At 68.8% G+C, this 15,149-nt stretch carries 15 protein-coding genes and 2 pseudogenes; 14 read left to right on the top strand and 3 right to left on the bottom strand.

Annotation, left to right across the window (positions count from 1 at the left end; genetic code table 11):
* From tilS to Y706_RS0113035, 14 genes and pseudogenes are all read left to right on the top strand, one after another.
* Window positions 1-960: tRNA lysidine(34) synthetase TilS (gene tilS / locus Y706_RS25400; RefSeq protein ID WP_043436129.1), on the top strand; the 960-nt coding region annotated here is incomplete at its 5' end.
* 30 nt (window positions 961-990) lie between these two features.
* Window positions 991-1,542, top strand: a complete 552-nt coding sequence (hpt, locus tag Y706_RS0113095; RefSeq protein ID WP_018774939.1) for a hypoxanthine phosphoribosyltransferase — start codon at window positions 991-993, stop codon at window positions 1,540-1,542.
* 198 nt (window positions 1,543-1,740) lie between these two features.
* Window positions 1,741-3,807, top strand: a complete 2,067-nt coding sequence (gene ftsH / locus Y706_RS0113090; protein ID WP_028276931.1) for an ATP-dependent zinc metalloprotease FtsH — start codon at window positions 1,741-1,743, stop codon at window positions 3,805-3,807.
* 9 nt (window positions 3,808-3,816) lie between these two features.
* Window positions 3,817-4,449, top strand: a pseudogene (gene folE, locus Y706_RS25395) (GTP cyclohydrolase I FolE); the annotation flags it as partial.
* A gap of 31 nt (window positions 4,450-4,480) precedes the next feature.
* Entirely contained in the window at window positions 4,481-4,714 is a 234-nt protein-coding gene (locus tag Y706_RS28220; protein ID WP_084476129.1) for a GTP cyclohydrolase I, read from the top strand.
* An 11-nt stretch (window positions 4,715-4,725) separates the two neighbouring features.
* Window positions 4,726-5,667, top strand: a complete 942-nt coding sequence (folP, locus tag Y706_RS0113075; RefSeq protein WP_028276930.1) for a dihydropteroate synthase — start codon at window positions 4,726-4,728, stop codon at window positions 5,665-5,667.
* 13 nt (window positions 5,668-5,680) lie between these two features.
* Window positions 5,681-6,040 carry a dihydroneopterin aldolase gene (gene folB / locus Y706_RS0113070; RefSeq protein WP_028276929.1) on the top strand — a complete coding sequence of 120 codons (360 nt, stop codon included), beginning with the start codon at window positions 5,681-5,683 and terminating at the stop codon, window positions 6,038-6,040.
* Window positions 6,037-6,606, top strand: a complete 570-nt coding sequence (gene folK / locus Y706_RS0113065; RefSeq protein ID WP_028276928.1) for a 2-amino-4-hydroxy-6-hydroxymethyldihydropteridine diphosphokinase — start codon at window positions 6,037-6,039, stop codon at window positions 6,604-6,606. Before folB ends, folK begins: the two co-directional genes overlap by 4 nt.
* Complete coding sequence (locus Y706_RS0113060; RefSeq protein ID WP_028276927.1) at window positions 6,603-7,127, top strand: DUF3180 domain-containing protein; 525 nt, start codon at window positions 6,603-6,605, stop codon at window positions 7,125-7,127. The genes folK and Y706_RS0113060 overlap by 4 nt, the downstream gene beginning before the upstream one ends.
* Complete coding sequence (locus tag Y706_RS0113055) at window positions 7,108-7,620, top strand: PH domain-containing protein (RefSeq protein ID WP_028276926.1); 513 nt, start codon at window positions 7,108-7,110, stop codon at window positions 7,618-7,620. The genes Y706_RS0113060 and Y706_RS0113055 overlap by 20 nt, the downstream gene beginning before the upstream one ends.
* Before the next feature lie 18 nt (window positions 7,621-7,638).
* On the top strand, window positions 7,639-9,237 hold the full coding sequence (locus Y706_RS0113050; RefSeq protein ID WP_028276925.1) for a PH domain-containing protein: 1,599 nt from the start codon (window positions 7,639-7,641) through the stop codon (window positions 9,235-9,237).
* A complete protein-coding gene (locus tag Y706_RS0113045; protein WP_028276924.1) occupies window positions 9,230-10,150 on the top strand; it encodes a Rossmann-like and DUF2520 domain-containing protein in 921 nt (306 codons plus the stop codon). The genes Y706_RS0113050 and Y706_RS0113045 overlap by 8 nt, the downstream gene beginning before the upstream one ends.
* Window position 10,151: 1 nt before the next feature.
* Entirely contained in the window at window positions 10,152-11,054 is a 903-nt protein-coding gene (panC, locus tag Y706_RS0113040; protein ID WP_028276923.1) for a pantoate--beta-alanine ligase, read from the top strand.
* 201 nt (window positions 11,055-11,255) lie between these two features.
* A complete protein-coding gene (locus Y706_RS0113035) occupies window positions 11,256-12,764 on the top strand; it encodes an MDR family MFS transporter (protein WP_028276922.1) in 1,509 nt (502 codons plus the stop codon).
* Between the two features lie 104 nt (window positions 12,765-12,868).
* On the opposite strand, the gene Y706_RS0113030 is transcribed toward Y706_RS0113035, so the two are convergent.
* The 3 genes and pseudogenes from Y706_RS0113030 to Y706_RS25385 all read right to left on the bottom strand — a co-directional run.
* Window positions 12,869-13,702: an alpha/beta fold hydrolase gene (locus Y706_RS0113030; protein WP_028276921.1), complete on the bottom strand. Its 834-nt coding sequence runs from the start codon at window positions 13,700-13,702 to the stop codon at window positions 12,869-12,871.
* Between the two features lie 153 nt (window positions 13,703-13,855).
* Window positions 13,856-14,482, bottom strand: a complete 627-nt coding sequence (locus Y706_RS0113025) for a thymidine kinase (protein ID WP_028276920.1) — start codon at window positions 14,480-14,482, stop codon at window positions 13,856-13,858.
* Window positions 14,483-14,538: 56 nt separating this feature from the next.
* A pseudogene (locus Y706_RS25385) lies at window positions 14,539-15,149 on the bottom strand (alpha/beta hydrolase); the annotation flags it as partial.

Raw genomic sequence — 15,149 nt, 5'->3', positions numbered from 1 at the left:
CTGGCTCTCGCCGCCGTCGCCGCCTATTTCGGGCGCCGGGGCCACGTGGACGGCCATCCTGTTTCTGTCGGCGCCGTCGTCGTGGACCACCAGCTGCAGCCGGGCTCGGCCGCGGTCGCGGCCACCACGGCCCGGACCCTCGATGAGCTCGGGCTCTCTCCCGTGACGGTCAGGACTGTCGACGTCGCCTCCAGCGGCGCGGGTCCCGAGGCCGCCGCCCGGGACGCCCGCCATGCGGCTCTTGAGGCCGCCGCGGACGAGGCAGGTGCAGCCGCGATCCTGCTCGGCCACACCCTCGATGACCAGGCCGAACAAGTACTCCTGGGCCTGGCGCGCGGGTCGGGCACCCGGTCCCTCGCCGGGATGCGGCCGGCCCGCGGCCGGCTGCTGCGCCCGTTCCTGGGCCTGCGGCGCGCGGACACCCTGGAGATCTGCCGGGTGGAGGACCTGGAGCCCTGGCACGACCCGTCCAACACCGATCCCGTGTACGCGCGTTCCCGGACCCGGGTTGAGGTGCTGCCCCTGCTGGAGGACAAGCTTGGCCCCGGCGTTGCCGAATCGCTCGCCCGCACCGCCGCGATCCTGCAGCTCGACGCCGATTACCTGGAGGACGTGGCGAACGACACGTTCGAGCGGCTGCGCCAGCAGACAGGGGAGGAGATCAGCCTTCCGGAGGCCGGGCTGAGGGATCTTGCCCCGGCCGTGAGGTTCCGGGTGATCGCCAAGGCCGCCGCCGCCGTCGGCGGTCAGCAGCCCAGCTACCAGCGGCTGCTCGCGGCGGAAGCGCTCCTGCGCCGGCAGGGATCGGCCGGCCCGGTGGAGCTTCCCGGCGCGGTCAGCGTCTTCCGGCTCTCGCTCGCGCGGCTCCTTGCGGCGGAGCCGTCCGCCGCCGGTGTTCCCCGCGAAGCCGCCCGCTGTGGGAAGCTTGTATTCCGGCCTCAACAGCCGCCCCGAAATTAGTCGCACCCCGCATCTACACAGGAGCCATTGGTGGATTCAAACGACGTCCAGGCAGACCTCAAACACGTTCTCTACACCAAGGAACAGATCCAGCAACGGATCACCGAACTCGCGGCGCAGATCGACAAGGACTACGAGGGCCGCGACCTCCTGATCGTCGGCGTGCTCAAGGGCGCCGTCATGGTCATGGCAGACCTGGCCCGTGCGCTGCACACCCACGTCTCCATGGACTGGATGGCCGTCTCCTCGTACGGCTCGGGCACGCAGTCCTCAGGCGTGGTCCGCATCCTGAAGGACCTCGACACCGACCTCATGGGCAAAGACGTCCTGATCGTCGAGGACATCATCGATTCCGGCCTCACGCTGTCCTGGCTCAAGACGAACCTGGAATCGCGCGGCACGGCGTCGGTGGAAATCTGCACCGCCTTCCGTAAGCCGACGGCCGCCAAGGTCAAGATCGACGTCAAGTACGTCGGCTATGACATCCCCAACGAGTTCGTGGTGGGCTATGGCCTGGACTACGCCGAGAAGTACCGCAACCTGGACTTCGTCGGCACCCTGGCTCCGCACGTCTACGAGTAAATCGTTCACGCGAAGGCAACCCCGTCCGGGCCCCGGGCGGCCGGAGGCCCGGCCCCGCTACGCCCACAGGGAACTTTTGCCCTTTGCCGTGCGTGAGGTAGTGCGACGGTGTATAGCTAGAAGCTGACGCAGCACCACACGCGCGCAGACCGGTCGCCGTGCAGCACTACCAGGAGGGACGGGGCCAGCCCCGAACAGATGAAAGCTAAGAGTTTCTTCAAGGGCCCCGGCATCTGGATTGTCGTCGTGGTGGCCATGCTGCTGCTGGCATTTGCCACGCTGGCGCCGGGCGGCGCCAGCCGGATCGACACTGACAAGGGCCTTGAGCTGCTGACAGCCGGCGGCAAGGTTGAACAGGCCAAGATTTTTGACGCCGAGAACCGGGTGGACCTGGTCCTGAAGGACAACCTTCAGGTCGACGGGCAGGACAAGGGCAAGAACGTCCAGTTCTACTTCGTCAACGCCCGCGCCCAGGACGTCGTCAAGGCCGTCACGGACTCCAAACCGTCCGGCGGCTTCACCGACCAGCCGATCGAAAACAACTGGTTCTCCGGGCTCTTCTCCCTGCTGGTGCCCGTGCTGTTGCTCGGCGTCCTGTTCTGGTTCCTGCTCTCCCGGATGCAGGGCGGCGGGTCCAAGGTGATGCAGTTCGGCAAGTCCAAGGCCAAGCTCGTCAACAAGGACATGCCCCAGGTGACCTTCAGCGATGTCGCCGGCGCCGATGAGGCCGTCGAGGAACTCGAGGAGATCAAGGAATTCCTGCAGGAACCGGCCAAGTTCCAGGCCGTTGGCGCCAAAATCCCCAAGGGCGTGCTGCTCTACGGCCCCCCGGGCACCGGCAAAACCCTCCTGGCCCGCGCGGTTGCCGGCGAGGCCGGCGTACCCTTCTTCTCCATCTCAGGCTCCGACTTCGTGGAAATGTTCGTCGGCGTGGGCGCCTCCCGTGTCCGCGACCTCTTCGAGCAGGCCAAGTCCAACGCGCCGGCGATCATCTTCGTCGATGAGATCGACGCCGTCGGCCGGCACCGCGGCGCCGGAATCGGCGGCGGCAACGACGAGCGCGAGCAGACCCTGAACCAGCTGCTGGTGGAAATGGACGGCTTCGACGTCAAGACCAACGTCATCCTGATTGCCGCCACGAACCGCCCCGACGTCCTGGACCCCGCCCTGCTGCGTCCGGGCCGCTTTGACCGGCAGATCGGGGTTGAGGCCCCCGATTTGATCGGCCGCGACCAGATCCTGCAGGTGCACGCCAAGGGCAAGCCGATGGCTGCCGGCGTCGACCTCAAGGCTGTTGCCAAGAAGACCCCCGGCTACACGGGCGCGGACCTGGCCAACGTTTTGAACGAGGCCGCCCTGCTGACGGCCCGGTCCAACGCCAACCTGATCGATGACCGCGCCCTGGACGAGGCGATCGACCGCGTCATGGCCGGCCCACAGAAGCGCAGCCGGGTCATGAAGGAACACGAACGCAAAGTCACCGCGTACCACGAAGGCGGCCACGCCCTCGTCGCGGCTGCCCTGCGGAACTCCGCCCCGGTCACCAAGATCACCATCCTGCCCCGCGGCCGTGCCCTCGGCTACACCATGGTGGTCCCGGAAAACGACAAGTACTCCATCACCCGCAACGAGCTGCTCGACCAGATGGCCTACGCCATGGGCGGCCGCGTCGCCGAGGAACTCGTCTTCCACGATCCGTCCACGGGTGCATCCAATGACATCGAGAAGGCCACCGGGATCGCCCGGAAGATGGTCACCGAGTTCGGCATGAGCGAACGGGTCGGATCGGTGCGCCTCGGCCAGGGCGGCGGCGAGCCGTTCCTGGGCCGCGACGCCGGCCACGAGCGCAACTACTCGGACCAGATCGCCTACATCGTCGACGAGGAAGTGCGCCGCCTGATCGACGGCGCCCATGATGAGGCCTACGCCATCCTGACCGAGAACCGGGATGTCCTGGACGAGCTGGCGCTGGAACTGCTCGAACGCGAAACACTGAACCAGGCCGAAATCGCGCAAATATTCACCCACATCCGCAAGCGCGACTTCCGCGACGTCTGGCTCTCCAAGGAGACCCGCACGCTCCAGACCGCCGGCCCGGTGGAGTCACGCCGCGAAAAGGCGGAGCGTGAAGCCCAGGAGGAAGCCACCCACGCCCGGCTCGAAGAGCCCTTGGATGCCCAGCCCCCGCATGCCCAGGGCGTCGGCGGGCAGGAGTCCTTCCAGGGCGGTGCAACAGATATCGGGACTGATGGTCATCCCGGCTAGGCTTCTTCTGTGACTTCTAACTTCGACGACGACGTTCCCGCCCCCGCCGCTGCTTCGGCGGGGGACGGGGGAGCCCCGCATTCAAAGTCCAAAGTGGACCGCCCCAGGATCGAAGCGGCAGTACGGGAAATCCTGCTGGCGATCGGTGAGGACCCGGACCGCGGCGGCCTCATTGACACCCCGAAGCGGGTGGCCAAGGCCTACGTGGAAATGTTCGCAGGCCTGCACCACGACCCCGCCGAGATCCTGGCCACCACCTTCGACCTCGAGCACGAGGAACTCGTGCTGGTCAAGGACATTCCGTTCTATTCCACCTGCGAGCACCACCTGGTGCCGTTCCACGGGGTGGCGCATGTGGGCTACATCCCGTCCCACGACGGCAAGGTCACGGGCCTGAGCAAGCTGGCGCGCGTGGTGGACATGTTCGCCAAGCGCCCGCAGGTCCAGGAACGCCTGACCACCCAGATCGTCGAGGCCCTCGTTACGCACCTCAATCCGCGTGGCGCGATCGTCGTCGTCGAATGTGAACACCTGTGCATGTCCATGCGGGGAATCCGCAAGCCCGGCGCCAAGACCGTCACCAGCGCGGTGCGCGGGCAACTCCATGACCCGGCCACCCGTGCCGAAGCCATGAGCCTCATCGGGCCTGAGCAAGCTGGCGCGCGTGGTGGACATGTTCGCCAAGCGCCCGCAGGTCCAGGAACGCCTGACCACCCAGATCGTCGAGGCCCTCGTTACGCACCTCAATCCGCGTGGCGCGATCGTCGTCGTCGAATGTGAACACCTGTGCATGTCCATGCGGGGAATCCGCAAGCCCGGCGCCAAGACCGTCACCAGCGCGGTGCGCGGGCAACTCCATGACCCGGCCACCCGTGCCGAAGCCATGAGCCTCATACTCGGAAGGTAAGAACACAGACCATGGACTCCCTAGCTGCAGCCCCGGGCACCGGCCCCGCCACTTCGCCCCTGCCCATCCTGCGCAAACCGCGCCCGGCGGCGAAGTTCCAGGACCTGCCCACGGACCGGACACTGGTGATGGGAATCCTCAACGTCACCCCTGATTCCTTCAGCGACGGCGGAGCCTATGCGACGGCGGACACGGCGATCGCGGCCGGGCTGCGGATGTTCTACGCCGGGGCGGACATCATTGACGTCGGTGGCGAATCCACCCGCCCGGGTGCCACGGCAGTCGGCGCTGACGAGGAACAGCGCCGCGTCCTGCCGGTCATCGAGGCTCTGGTCAAGGCCGGCGCCCTGGTCAGCATCGACACCACCCACGCCGCGACGGCTGCCGCGGCCCTGAAGGCCGGCGCCGCGATCATCAACGACGTCTCGGGCCTGACCATGGAACCGGAAATGGCCGAACTCGCCGCCCGCACCAAGGTCCCCTACATCCTCACGCACCGCCGCGGCGACGCCAGCACCATGAACTCCCTGACGGACTACCGTGACGTCGCCGGGGAAGTCGTGACGGAGCTCGCCGGCGTCCGCGACAAGCTGTACGCCGCCGGGGTCGCGCCGGAACAGATCATTGTGGACCCGGGACTGGGCTTCGCCAAGAACGAGGGCCAGAACTGGGAGCTCCTGCAGCACCTGGATGTCCTGCAGGCCATGGGCCACAAGGTCCTCGTCGCCGGCTCACGCAAACGCTTCCTGGGCAGTCTCCTGACCGTGGCCGGCAAGGCCGCCCAGCCGATTGAACGCGACGCCGCCACCGCCGCCATGACCGCCATCAGCGCCTTCCGCGGCGCCTGGGCTGTGCGCGTGCACGACGTCGGCGCGAGCCTGGACGCCGTCAAGGTCGCCGCCCGCATGGTTCCCCCGGCACCGGCCGGTTCCGCCAACGCCGGCACCAACTGATCCGGCCGGCACCATGGATCAGATCACGCTGAGCGGCGTCACCGCCGTCGGCCATCACGGTGTGTTCGATTTCGAGCGCCGCGACGGGCAGCCCTTCGTTGTCGACGCGGTGCTGCACCTGGACTTCAGCAAAGCGGCCGCTTCCGACGACGTCGTGGACACCGCGCATTACGGCGAGGTGGCCAACTGCATCCGGGACTGGATCACGGGTGAGCCGCTGAACCTGATCGAGGCCCTCGCGGTGCGGATTGCCGAGGACGTCCTGCAGAAATTCGCCGTCGCCGCCGTGGACATCACCGTGCACAAGCCCAAGGCCCCGATCGAAGTCGACTTTGGCGATGTCGCCGTCAGCGTGCACCGGAGGCGGACGTGAGCCCGCTCTACACCCGTGCCGTGATCGCGCTCGGCAGCAACCTGGGGGAGCGCAGCGACACCCTGTCCGCCGCCGTTGCAGACCTCGTCGACCCGCCGGAGGTGCGCCTGCTGGCCATCTCGCCGATCGTCCAGACCAAGGCCGTGGGAGGTCCGCCGGACCAGCCCGACTTCCTGAACATGGTGATTGCCGTCGAGACGTCGCTGCCGCCGCTCGGACTGCTCGAGCACTGCCACGACGTGGAGCAGAAGCATTTGCGCGTGCGCGAGGTCCGGTGGGGGCCTCGGACCCTGGACGTGGACATCATCACGTACGGGGATGTGGTCAGCTCCGATCCCGAGCTCACCCTGCCCCACCCCCGGGCCGCGGAACGGGCGTTCGTGCTCTATCCGTGGTCGCTGATCGATCCCGCGGCGGAGCTCAACGGCGAACGCGTGGGCGACCTCGCGGCGAAAGCCGCCGATTTCGCCGACCTTGCCACCTTTGACGGCTTCCAGAACTCCGCCGCAACGGATGTCACTGCCACGGAGATCACCGGCGTGCCCGGTGCGGCGGAGCGGCCGTGAAGCTGACCAGCCCCCTGCTCCTGCTGGCCATTTGCGTGGTCCTGGCCGTGGCCGGCTGGTTCGCCACCATGCTCTCCGGCCGCTACGGCCTGGCCACCCCCGTGCTGCCGCTGACGGGCCTGGTGACCATGGGCGTGATCGTGGCCCTCACGCTGGTGCTGGGCATCCGCGTGCTCCGGTGGCGCAACGGCAAGAAGAAGAAAATCCTCAACCCCATCCTGGCTGCCTGGACCCTGGTCCTCGCGCAGGCCTGCGCCTACACCGGCTCGGTCCTGCTGGGCTGGCACGCGGGAATCGTGGTGGAGCAACTGAGGCTGTGGAACCTGCGCAGCAACCAGGAGATCACCTGGCAGGCCCTGGCCATGGCTGGCGGCGGCCTGATCATGGTGATTGTCGGGCTCGTCGTCGAGCGGTTCTGCCGGATTCCCCCCGAGGACGGCGACGCCGATTCCCGGCCAGGCGTGCAGGGAAAGCGCAGCAAGCCGTCGGCGGAAGGCGAATATGCCTACCGAAGCGATTGATCCTCCGGGCATCGACTGGCTCCGGGTCTCCCCGAAGTACGTCACGGTGCGCCTCGCGGGGTGGGCGCTGGGAACCCTGATCGCGGTGGCACTGCTGTCGCTTCCCCTCATCGTGGTGCTGACCGGCGGGTGGACCTGGCTGCCGGTCTGGCTGGCCGTCGCCCTGCCCGCGGTAGCGCTGCTGCTGGCCCTGTGGCGGCTCGCGCTGATTCCCCGGCAGGTGCGCTCGATCGGCTACGCCGAGCGTGAGGATGACCTCCTGATCCGGCGCGGCATTTTCTTCCAGCGCACGCTCGTGGTTCCATACGGGCGGATGCAGTACGTCGACATCGCGGTGGGCCCGGTCGAACGCCAGCTGGGCCTGTGCACACTGAAGCTGCACACCGCGGCCGCCGCGACCAGCGCCGAGATTCCCGGGCTGCCCGCGAGCGAAGGCGCCCGGCTCCGCGAACAACTGTCCGCCCGCGGCGAAGCCCGGCTGGCCGGGCTGTGACGGGAAGGCCGTGACGGGATGGCGCTGACACCGGAGGATGCCGGACGCGCCGCCGACGCAACCGCCGTCGGCTTCGGTGTCGAAGGAACTGCCGACGCCGGCTGGCTGCGCGTGCACCCCGCCTCACCCTTTGTCCGCGGCTGGGTGGCGCTGGCTGCACTGCTGTTCTTTTTTGGGCGCGACAGTTTCGAACGGTTCCTGCAGGGCGGCCCGCTCTTTGACGAGCGGCTGGCCGGACGGGCGCCCTGGCTGCTGCTCGGCGGCGGCGCCCTGATTCTGCTGACCGTTCTCGGCTACGTCCTGAGCTGGTACTTCACCCGCTACCAGGTGGCAGGCGGCTACGTGCGCGTCAACACCGGTTTCCTGTTCAAGCAGCAGCGGCAGGCCAGGCTGGACCGGGTGCAGGCGATCGACGTCGTGCAACCCCTGCTTGCACGGATCTTCGGACTGGCTGAATTGCGGTTCGAAGTCGCCGACGCCGGCCAGTCCGCGGTGCGCCTGGCGTACCTGCGCGCGGACGAGGCCCGGCAGCTCCGCGCGACAATCCTGGCCCGCGCCTCCGGTGCCGCGGGCGGGACGCCGGCGCGGGAGCCGGGAGACCCGGAGTCCGGAGAGCCGGCGGCCGCCGCCGTGGAAGCCCCGGAACAGGCCGTGCTCACCGTGCCGCCGCCGCGCCTGGTGGGCTCGCTGCTCCTGAGCGAACAAAGTGTCGTGATCCTGGCTGGCGGTATTGCCTCGGTGATGCTCTCCGCCCTCACGGAAAACCGGAACTTCACGGTCTTCCTGATCCCTGCCGCGATCGGGCTCATCGCCTCCTACTGGTCCTCGTTCAACAAGGGCTATAACTTCACGGCCGCCATTTCCCCGGACGGCATCCGGCTGCGCTACGGCCTGCTGGACACGCAGGCGCAGACCGTTCCGCCGGGCCGGATCCAGGCGCTGAAGGTCAGCCAGCCGCCGCTGTGGCGGATGTTCGGCTGGTACCGGATCCAGGTCAACGTGGCCGGCTACGGCCTGGCCGGCAGCGCCGGCGAAGGATCGGCCCGGACCACGCTGCTTCCGGTGGGATACCTCGGCGACGTCATGGAAATCCTCTCCCTGGTGCTCCCGGATCCCGGGACCCAGGACCCGGTGGGGCTGTTCACCGCGGGGATCACCGGCCTCGCTGACCCTGCCGGGACCCCGGACAGCGCAGCAGGGAAGGACCCCGACTGCGGCTTCGTCACCAGCCCGCGCCGGGCCCGGTTCCTGGCGCCGCTGGGCTGGCGGCGCAACGGCTTCGCGGCAACGGAGACCGCCCTGCTCCTGAGGTCGGGCCGCTGGTGGCGGAACTTCGTGGTGGTGCCGCACCAGCGCACCCAGTCCATGGCGCTCCAGCAGGGCCCGCTCGCCCGGCGGTTCCGGGTGGCGGACCTGGTCCTGCACACCACGGCCGGTCCGGTGGCCCCGCGGCTCATCCAGACCGGCCTCGACGAGGCCCGGGGCCTGTTCGATGCCCAGTCGGCCCGTGCCCGCGCCGCGCGCAAGCACCAGAAGAGCGAACACTGGCTGGAGCCGGCGGCCCAGCCTGCCGCACCACCCGCAGAAGACCCCCAGGAAGGCCCGCATCATGGCTAAACCAGGACGCCTCGGCGTTGGAATCATTGGCGCAGGGAAGGTCGGCGCCGTCCTTGGGGCGGCGCTGCGCGGAGCCGAGCACGCCGTCATCGGGGCGTCCGCCGTTTCGGACGCCAGCAAAGAACGCGTCGAAACGCTCCTGCCCGGCGTCCCGATCCTGGACGTGCAGGACATCGTGGAGCGGGCCGAACTGGTCCTGCTTGCCGTCCCGGACGATGCCCTGGGCCCGCTGGTGAACGGACTGGCCAAACTCGGCGCCTGGCAGCCCGGCCAGCTCGTGGCGCACACCTCCGGGCGCTTCGGCGTAGGGATCCTGCATCCGGTCCGCGCCGCCGGGGCCGTGCCGCTCGCGCTGCACCCGGCCATGACGTTCACGGGCATGAGCCTGGACCTCACCCGACTTCTGGACTGCACCTTCGGCGTCACGGCCGACGCCGCGATGCTGCCGATCGCCCAGGCACTCGTCGTCGAAATGGGCGCCGAGCCCGTCTCGATCGCCGAGGCCGACCGTGTCCTCTACCACGCTGCCCTCGCGCACGGCTCCAACCACCTGGTCACGCTCGTGGCGCAGGCCTCGCAGCTGCTCCGCGACGTCGGCGTCGACGCCCCGGACCGGATGCTGGGCCCGTTGCTGCGCGCCACCCTCGAGAACGCCCTCGCCTCCGGTGAAACGGCCCTGACCGGGCCCGTGGCCCGCGGCGACACCGGCACGGTGGCCGCGCACGCCGGCGCCCTCCGCGAGTACGACGGCGGCGCGGCCGGCGATATTCTTGAGGCGTACCTGGCCATGGCCCGGGCGACAGCCCGCCGGGCAGGAAGCCGCGGACTCCTGAAGCCGGAACAACTCGACGGCATCGAACAGGCGCTCGGCGGCCCCGGCCAGAACGGGACGCCCGCCCCGGAAGGACCCTGACATGGCAATCCAACTCGTCACCACTGCTGCCCAGCTCCGCGCCGCAAGCGCCCGGCTGCTGGCACAGAAGGGCGGCACGTCCCAGGGCCTCGTGCCCACCATGGGCGCCCTGCACGAGGGACATGCCCAGCTGGCCCGGACGGCCGTCGCCCAGAACGACGTCGTGGCGGCCACCATCTTCGTCAACCCGCTGCAGTTTGGCGAGGCCGCGGACCTCGAACGCTACCCCCGGACGCTCGACGCCGACCTCGCGCTGTTCGACGCCGAAGGGGTGGACCTGGCGTTCGCGCCGAGTGTTGAGGAGGTCTACCCCGGCGGGGCACCCCTTGTGCGGATCACGGCGGGACCCCTGGGCGAAAAATGGGAAGGCGCATCCCGGCCGGGGCACTTCGACGGCGCGCTGACCGTCGTCGCGAAACTGCTCCACTACGGCATTCCTGGGGCCGGCCTGCCCGGGGGCGGCCAGCCCGCGTACCGCGCCTATTTCGGCCAGAAGGACGCGCAGCAGCTGGCCCTGGTCCAGCGCATGGTGGCTGACCTGAATTTTCCCGTGGAGATCGTGCCGGTGCCCATTGTGCGCTCGGCCGACGGCTTGGCGCTGTCCAGCCGCAACCGATTCCTCTCCGAAGACCAGCGCGAGGCGGCCCTGGTGCTCTCCCGCGCGCTGCGGCTCATCGAGGAGCGCGCCAACGCCCATGAGCCGCTGGACATCGAATCCGCGCAGGCCCTCGTCCGGTCCCAGCCGCTCGTGGAGCTGGACTATTTCGAGGTGGTGGATCCGCGCACCCTCGAGCCCCTGGCGGAGAACTGCCGGGACACCCCGTTCCGCGGCGAGGGGCTGGCGATCATCGCTGCCAAGGTCGGCCCCGTCCGCCTCATCGACAACGCGCCCCTGAATTCCTGATCCCACCCCACCACCACAAACCCCGCCACCACAAACCAACGCGGGTTCACTTACGGCCTATGGTGAGGCCTCCGATGGGCCGTAACTGCCCCCCCGCGTTACTTTTCCGGTGACGGGAATGCCCCCGGGCCCTAGACTGTTGGAACCTGCAGCAGCGCCGACGCTCGCCGGACCCACACCAAACTCCCTGAGGGAATTCCCATGTCAACAGACGTCTCTTCCAACGCCTCTGGCGATCCCGCACCGGGCGCTGCCCCCGTCATCCCCGGATCGGCCACGCCGGCCGCGCCCGCGGCATCCACCGCGCCCACCGCGCCGGCAAAGATGCCCCGGGAGTCCGTGGCCATCATCGCCACGCTGCTGGTGGCCACCTTCGTCGTGATCCTCAACGAGACCATCATGAACGTGGCCCTGCAGCGGCTGATGGTGGACCTGAACATCGATGCGCCTACCGTGCAGTGGCTATCCACGGGTTTCATGCTCACCATGGCCGTCGTGATACCCACCACCGGGTTCATCCTGCAGCGGCTGACCACCCGTGCCGTGTTCATGCTGGCCATGGGACTCTTTTCCGGCGGCACCCTGCTGGCCGCCCTCGCGCCGGGCTTCGAAGTCCTGCTGCTGGCCCGCATCGTCCAGGCCGGCGGCACCGCCATCATGCTCCCGCTCCTGATGACTACCATCCTCACGCTCGTGCCGCTGGAGCGCCGCGGCGCAGTTATGGGCAACGTCAGCATCGCCATTTCGGTTGCGCCGGCACTGGGCCCGACAGTTTCCGGCCTGATCCTCCAGCATTTTTCCTGGCGGTTCATGTTCGTCTTCGTGCTGCCGATCGCCCTCGCCGCGCTCGCCATCGGGGCCAGGTATCTGACCAACATCGGTGAGACCGAGAAAACCCGGCTCGATGCCCTCTCCGTGGTGCTCACGGTCCCCGCCTTCGGCGGCCTGGTGTACGGCCTGAGCCAGATCGGCGGCGGCCAGGCAGGCTCCCGCACCCCCGCCGTGGTGGCACTGGCCGTTGGTGTGCTGGCCATGGCAGCTTTCGTCCTGCGCCAGTTGAAGCTCCAGAAGACCGGCGGCCCCCTGCTGGACCTGCGCGCCTTCACGTTCCGGATGTTCACCGTTTCCGTGCTGCTGCTGGTCGTGGCCATGATCGCGCTGTTCGGCGCGGTGATCCTGCTGCCGTTGTACCTGCAGGAAATCCGCGGCCTGACCTCCCTCGAGACCGGCCTGGTCCTGCTGCCCGGCGGCCTCGCCATGGGCCTGCTGGGGCCCTTCATCGGCCGCGTATTCGACAGGATCGGGCCCCTGCCGCTGACAGTGACCGGCTCGATCATGATGGTGCTGTCCCTCTGGCAGTTCTCCATGCTGGACGCCACGTCGCCGCTGGGGTGGATCATCGCCCTGCACGTGGCACTGAGCCTGGGCCTGGCGCTGCTGTTCACCCCCGCCTTCACGACCGGGCTGAACCCGCTGCCGCCGCACCTGTACTCCCACGGCTCGGCCATCATGAGCACGCTGCAGCAGGTGGCCGGCGCCGCCGGCACGGCGCTCCTGGTCTCGATCTACGCCTTCGTGGCCGTTGCCTCGGGCATGGTCGCCGGCATGCATGCCGCATTCCTGACGGCGGCCGTCATAGCCGTCGCCGCCGTCGTGCTGTCCACCATGATGCGCAAAACCGAAGGCGCGGGACACCCGGCCGCCCACTAGCTGCAATTAAAAAAACAACGCGGGGTGACTTAGCGCCGGTCCGGACCTCCGGAATGGGCGCCAAGTGACCCAGCGTTGCTTGATAGGGCGTTGCGTGGTGCGGGTTAGCCTGCGTAAAACGCGCTCAGCTCGGCGATCAGCTTGTCCGGCGCCTTGTTGACACCGTCGTGGCCCATGCCCGGCAGGATCGTATAGCTGGAGCCGGAGAGGACATCGTGGATCTGGGCGCAGGCCACCCCGAAATAGGCCGGACTCTTCTCGCCCACGATGATCAGCGTTTCCAGCGGCAGTTCCAGGAAGGGTTCGGCCGGCATGTCCGCGGCGATGATCGCCTTGATCTCGCGGACGCCGGTCTGCATGAGGTCGCGCAGCTGCTTGCCGATCGGGGTGCCCGCCGAGAGCTTGTTCGCCAGCGTCAGCATGGACAGCGGCATCCGGGAGAGGGCGCTGCCGGTCTCCAGGCCCTTGAGCAGGACGGCGAGGGCGCGGTCGTCGTCGCCGGCTGCGGTCGCCCGCTCGTATTCGGGCGTCCAGTCCGCCGTGACGCTGTGGTTGACGGACACGGCGGGGTCGTACACGGCCAGCCGTTCCACCGGCAGGGTGCGGGCCGCGTGCAGGGCCACTGCCCCGCCGAAGCTGTGGCCGAAGACGTCCGTGCTGGCGGTGTGCTTCATGACGGCGTCGAGGTCGTGGATGTCCACGTCGAGGGTGTAATCCTCAGGCTGCGGGGAGGACGAGCCGCGGCCGCGACGGTTGAAGGTGTGCACCGGCCGTCCCAGTGATGCGCTGAGTTTCTGCGCGAAACGGGTGTAGTCGGCGGCCGTCACCATCGAGGCCGGCACGACGACGATGCCCGAACCCGCCGAGGCGAGCTCGGCGCCCGTGCTCAAAAGCTCGATCGTTCCGCCGTTGGGGGTTCTGATGTTCTCGCGGGTCATGCTCCGAGCCTAGCCGAGGCCACGCCCCAGTGCAGTAAGCCGCGGTGCACTATGGCACCAGTCCAGCACGGCGCAGTCCACTATGACCGCAATCCACTGTGACCGCAGTTCAGTTGTGGTCCCGTCGCAGCGGCGCTGCATGATCGCCCCGCGCTAGTTGCCCAGCCGGCCGCCGGAGACCTCGAGGTAGCAGGCGCCGCAGAGCGACTCGTACCAGACGTCCTGGCCGTCGATCGCAACCTGGTTCCCGTCGAACACCACGTGGTCCCCGATCCGGCGTGTGTTGAAGATGGCCTTCCGTCCGCAGCGGCAGATGGTCTTGAGCTCTTCGAGGGTGTGCGCGATCTCCAGCAGGCGCAGGGAACCTGGGAACGCGCGGGTCCGGAAATCGGTGCGGATGCCGTAGGCGAGGACGGGGACGTTGTCCAGGACCGCGATGCGGAAGAGGTCGTCCACCTGCTCCGGTTCCAGGAACTGGGCCTCGTCCACCAGCAGGCAGGCCACCGGCGGGGTGTCCACGTGCTGCAGGAGGGCGTCGGGATCGTCGCCGTGGGCCTGGGCGGTGAACAGGTCGCGGGCCGACGCGCCGGCGGGGATCAGGAAGTCCACCGAACGGGTCATGCCCAGGCGGGACACGACGTCGGAGTCGCCCTTGGTGTCCACGTCCGGCTTGGCCAGCAGGACCCGCTGGCCGCGTTCCTCGTAGTTGAAGGCCGCCTGCAGAAGCCCCGTAGATTTGCCGGAGTTCATGGCGCCGTAGCGGAAGTAGAGCTTGGCCAAGGGGGTCCTTTCGAAAGGGTCGCCCCCGATTCTAGCGGTCGGTCGCGTCGCAGCCCTCAGCGGCCGGGCCCACTGCGCCGCCACCGGGCCGGCACGCCCGCGGCTGCAAGGCTGCCGGCCAGGCTGACGGGCGGCGGGGTCGCAGCCCCGGGTCCGCCGTGGAGGAACCGGGCCGTGCGGAGGGCCAGCCGGCTTCCCGGCCGGATGGGGCCTTCGTGGAGCTGCCCGGGGACCACGGCGAAGCTGACCGCGGGGACGGCGTCGGCAAGCTGGTGGCTCGTGTCGGCGAAGTAGCCGGGGCTCCAGCCGCCGCTGAGCATGAGGGTGGGGGTGGTGATGGCGGCAAAATCCTCGAGTTCGGCGTCGGCATCCAGTACGGCGCGCATCTCGGCGACGGCCGTGGGCAGCAGTTGCCGCATTTCGGCGCCGAGCCTGGTCCGGGCCGAGAGGATGCTGAGCATGCGCAGTGCGCCCAGGGGCAGCATGGACACCGGGCCGGCCGTCTCCAGGCCTTGCACCAAATGCGCCCAGGCGTGGTCGAGTTCGCCGGCAGCCACGGACCTTTCCAGTTCGGGACGCCAGCGCTGGGTGAGGTTCCCGGAGAGGCTCACGGCGGCGTCGTAAGTCACCATCCTGCGGATCGGCAGGCGCCGGGCGGCCTCGAGGG

This window comes from Arthrobacter sp. I3, assembly GCF_000520575.1.
GTDB classification, from domain to species: Bacteria; Actinomycetota; Actinomycetes; order Actinomycetales; family Micrococcaceae; genus Arthrobacter; species Arthrobacter humicola_A.
The sequence above is the reverse complement of the archived record's forward strand: the minus strand, read 5'-3'. Positions and strand labels throughout refer to the sequence as shown.

Coding starts and splice junctions, on each gene's coding strand:
- ftsH (WP_028276931.1), top strand. CDS start 1,741: ATGAAAGCTAAGAGTTTCTTCAAGGGCCCCGGCATCTGGATTGTCGTC.
- Y706_RS28220 (WP_084476129.1), top strand. CDS start 4,481: ATGTTCGCCAAGCGCCCGCAGGTCCAGGAACGCCTGACCACCCAGATC.
- folP (WP_028276930.1), top strand. CDS start 4,726: ATGGACTCCCTAGCTGCAGCCCCGGGCACCGGCCCCGCCACTTCGCCC.
- folB (WP_028276929.1), top strand. CDS start 5,681: ATGGATCAGATCACGCTGAGCGGCGTCACCGCCGTCGGCCATCACGGT.
- Y706_RS0113055 (WP_028276926.1), top strand. CDS start 7,108: ATGCCTACCGAAGCGATTGATCCTCCGGGCATCGACTGGCTCCGGGTC.
- Y706_RS0113050 (WP_028276925.1), top strand. CDS start 7,639: ATGGCGCTGACACCGGAGGATGCCGGACGCGCCGCCGACGCAACCGCC.
- Y706_RS0113045 (WP_028276924.1), top strand. CDS start 9,230: ATGGCTAAACCAGGACGCCTCGGCGTTGGAATCATTGGCGCAGGGAAG.
- panC (WP_028276923.1), top strand. CDS start 10,152: ATGGCAATCCAACTCGTCACCACTGCTGCCCAGCTCCGCGCCGCAAGC.
- Y706_RS0113035 (WP_028276922.1), top strand. CDS start 11,256: ATGTCAACAGACGTCTCTTCCAACGCCTCTGGCGATCCCGCACCGGGC.
- Y706_RS0113030 (WP_028276921.1), bottom strand. CDS start 13,702: ATGACCCGCGAGAACATCAGAACCCCCAACGGCGGAACGATCGAGCTT.